At 39.6% G+C, this 3,360-nt stretch carries 4 protein-coding genes; 3 read left to right on the top strand and 1 reads right to left on the bottom strand.

Going from position 1 to position 3,360, the window contains the following annotated elements:
* On the top strand, positions 1–1,477 hold a 1,477-nt coding region (gene ltrA / locus PN457_RS04415), incomplete at its 5' end, for a group II intron reverse transcriptase/maturase (RefSeq protein ID WP_271731579.1).
* Positions 1,478–1,687: 210 nt separating this feature from the next.
* Positions 1,688–1,981: a hypothetical protein gene (locus PN457_RS04410; RefSeq protein WP_271731577.1), complete on the top strand. Its 294-nt coding sequence runs from the start codon at positions 1,688–1,690 to the stop codon at positions 1,979–1,981.
* 7 nt (positions 1,982–1,988) lie between these two features.
* Here the strand turns inward: PN457_RS04410 and PN457_RS04405 are convergent, their stop codons facing one another.
* The gene (locus PN457_RS04405; RefSeq protein WP_271731575.1) at positions 1,989–2,513 is read right to left on the bottom strand and encodes a DUF4168 domain-containing protein; all 525 of its coding nucleotides are present in this window, start codon (positions 2,511–2,513) and stop codon (positions 1,989–1,991) included.
* A gap of 281 nt (positions 2,514–2,794) precedes the next feature.
* Here PN457_RS04405 and PN457_RS04400 point away from each other — a divergent pair, with 281 nt between their 5' ends.
* Positions 2,795–2,932, top strand: a complete 138-nt coding sequence (locus PN457_RS04400; RefSeq protein ID WP_271731573.1) for a hypothetical protein — start codon at positions 2,795–2,797, stop codon at positions 2,930–2,932.
* The last annotated feature ends 428 nt before the right edge of the window (positions 2,933–3,360 follow it).

Raw genomic sequence — 3,360 nt, 5'->3', positions numbered from 1 at the left:
TGACAAACCAGGTAGGGATGAGAAAAGACCACTAGGAATACCTACAATGTATGATAGGGCATTACAAGCACTTGTCAAATTAGCTTTAGAGCCAGAATGGGAAGCAAAGTTTGAACCTAATTCATACGGATTTAGACCAGGACGCTCATGTCATGATGCCATACAAGCAATATTCATGTCTATTAAACAAAAACCCAAATTTGTATTAGATGCTGATATTGCAAAATGCTTTGACAAGATTAATCATCAAGCATTGTTACAGAAACTGAACACCTACCCCAAACTACGTCGTCAGATAAAGGCGTGGTTAAAAGCAGGTGTGGTTGATAGCAGAGTCTTATTTCCTACAGAAGAAGGCACACCACAAGGTGGTGTTATATCCCCTATCTTGGCAAATGTAGCCTTACACGGTATGGAAGAAATTCTTAAAGAATATACTTCAAAATTACCAGGTAAAGGTTCTAAAAGGGATAAGGCTAATGCAATATCAATCATTAGATATGCAGATGATTTTGTCATTCTGCATGAAAATCTGACAGTAATTGAACAATGTAGGGAAATCTTAGTTAAATGGCTAAATGAAATGGGATTGGAATTAAAACCTAGTAAGACCAGATTGGCTCACACCCTGTATGAACACCAATCGGAGAAACCAGGATTCGACTTTCTTGGCTTCAATGTGAGGCAATACTCAGTTGGCAAATACAACTCAGGATTGAATACCCACAAGGAAATATTAGGATTTAAAACCATCATCATCCCATCCAAGAAATCTGTTAAGAATCATTACGAAAAGATTTCTAGCACTATTAAAGGAAACTTACCAACACCACAAATGGGATTGATAAGTAAACTTAACCCGATAATTCGGGGATGGTGTAATTATTACTCATCCGTAGTAAGTAAAGAAATCTTCAGCAATATTTCTAGTCAGGTTTACCGACGGCTTTACAGATGGGCAAAACGCCGACACCCCAATAAATCTGATAAATGGATAGCCAATAAATACTGGCGTACAAGTGGAGGCAATAATTGGGAGTTTGCAGCAAAGATGGATGATAAATTCATCAAACTGTATAGACACCTAGAAACCCCCATTGTACGTCATATCAAGGTTAAAGGCAACGCCTCACCATTTAACGGTGATTGGGTATATTGGAGTTCAAGAATGACAAACCATCCCGAAGCCAATAAAAGAGTAGCGACCCTACTTAAAAGGCAAAAGGGTAAATGTCCAGAATGTGGGCATTACTTTAGGGACGGGGATGTAATGGAAGTAGACCACATCTTACCCCTTTCCAAAGGTGGTAAGGATGAATACAAAAATCTACAACTATTACACAGACATTGCCACGACAAGAAGACAGCCAGTGATGGAAGTCTTGTAGGTATTCATGACAAGAACCATATCATTGAGGAGCCGTATGAAGCGAAAGTCTCACGTACGGTTTTGAAGACGAGTCGGTCGGGTGACTGACCGGCTTAGTTTAATAGTGTTTTAACCAGCTAGTTGTTTTAGCTGGTTTTGACCGTATCTCTACCTAATAGCATACCCGCTTGCACAACTTGCCATCTATGGCGCAAAAAAAATCTAGTTAGCTAGATGCATATCGTCACAATGGCAGTTAATGTGTAAGTTATTGTTGATCAAGTTAAACCTCAGGTAATCTGGACAAACCAAGCTGTGATGAATGCTGTATTACCTCGTTTTTTAAAGTCAGCCTACAGAAAAGATCCCATCATCAGCGTATTGATGACCATAGGCGTGGTAGATGCCCTGATTGGTGGACTGGATGATAGTTGGTCATTATTTGCTGTGGGTCTGGGAACTGCTGGGATTAGTCTAGCTTTTAAGTTATGGCGTATCCAGCAACGACAACCCCTACCGGATGCGGCGGAAGTACAACATTATTTACCTCCCCAATCCTCTAGTAGTACTCTACCGGTTATGACTGTTTCTCAGAAAAAACCACGCCGATAATTAACGGCTAATTGTTCTGAATTAGCTGCTGTAGTTGTTGTTGCAAAGCCGGGTCTTGCTGAACGGCGATAAATATCTCATTAAAGCGGTTGAGTTCTAGACCCCCAGCCTGTACAGCTTCCTGCTGTTGCAACACGGTTTCCTGTTGGATTGACTGAACCTGGGCGGCTACTTGGTTAAAAGACTGTTGCTCCTCTTGAGTAGCTGGTGAAGACGGTTGAGTACCGGGTGTTTGTTGTGCTTGGGACAGCTCTTGAAATCTCTCTACGCTTAGGGGTGATTGCTCAATAATTTGTAGACTTCTCTGTTGCCCTGTTTCGGCAATTTCCTGTAACCTGGGGAGAATGCTGGCAAATTTTTGCAGTTCTTCGGGGCTGACAGTAGTTTGTCCTTGAGACTGTTGAAATTGTTCCGAGATCCCTCTAGACAGTTGAGTTTGAGGTCTTGATTCTGGAGTTTGTGCAAGAGCTGAAAGATTACCTGCAAGCAACAAAAACAAAACTGAGCTACCTTTAAAAATTTGCTTTAACATACTGACTGACTCCGTAAAAATTATTAACCTTGCTCATGCAAGGAATCCGATTCCTCTTCCCAGATTTATTCAGCAATTGATGTGATAGCAAATACAAGGTATGACTGATATATAGACAGATGGGTGTACATCATGAATATCAGTTGTCGTTTAGCTTAATACATCTTGACCAATGTCTTCAAGATGACAGAGAAAGGTCTTTCGGTGAGGAGTATAAGGTTTAAATGATCAAAATATAATCAGATATAGTCAGATGTAATCATTTATGGGATATTTTGGGAATGAAACTATCTGACTACGCTAAATCAAAGGGAATAATTTACCAGACTGCTTGGAGGATGTGGAAACGTGGTGAACTTAAAGCTACTCAGCTTCCTACAGGTAGAGTCATCGTTGATGTACAAAAAACCTTTGAATGAGTTGTGATTTATACCAGAGTATCTAGTGCTGAAAATAAAAGCAATTTAGACGGTCAAGCATAAAGGCTTGTACGCTTTCTGTGGGAGAATCTATGGTCTAAGAAGAAGGAAAAGAAAAACACAAGTGCATTCTTAAATGCCTGGAGTCAGAATGCGATTAGTTGAACGACACATAATCAAAGGAAATAACAAGTGGTTTGGGGTGATTGATCAAATGTCTTTTTTATCAAAAAACCTATTCAACTGTGCTGTTTATTTATGTCGTCAAGCCTTTTTCAATAGTCAACTGAAGAGAGCTACACTTCAAAATGTAGTTTTCTAGATTTTGAACCTATCAAAAAGCATGAACACTATTTAGGTAAAAGAATCAACAGAGGTTTATTTAGGTCTAAGTCTGGGAAAATATATTCAGCAGACTTGAATGGTTC

This window comes from Anabaenopsis arnoldii, assembly GCF_028331025.1.
GTDB classification, from domain to species: domain Bacteria; phylum Cyanobacteriota; class Cyanobacteriia; order Cyanobacteriales; family Nostocaceae; genus Anabaenopsis; species Anabaenopsis arnoldii.
Note: the sequence above shows the minus strand (reverse complement) of the source record. Positions and strands in the feature narration are given on the sequence as shown.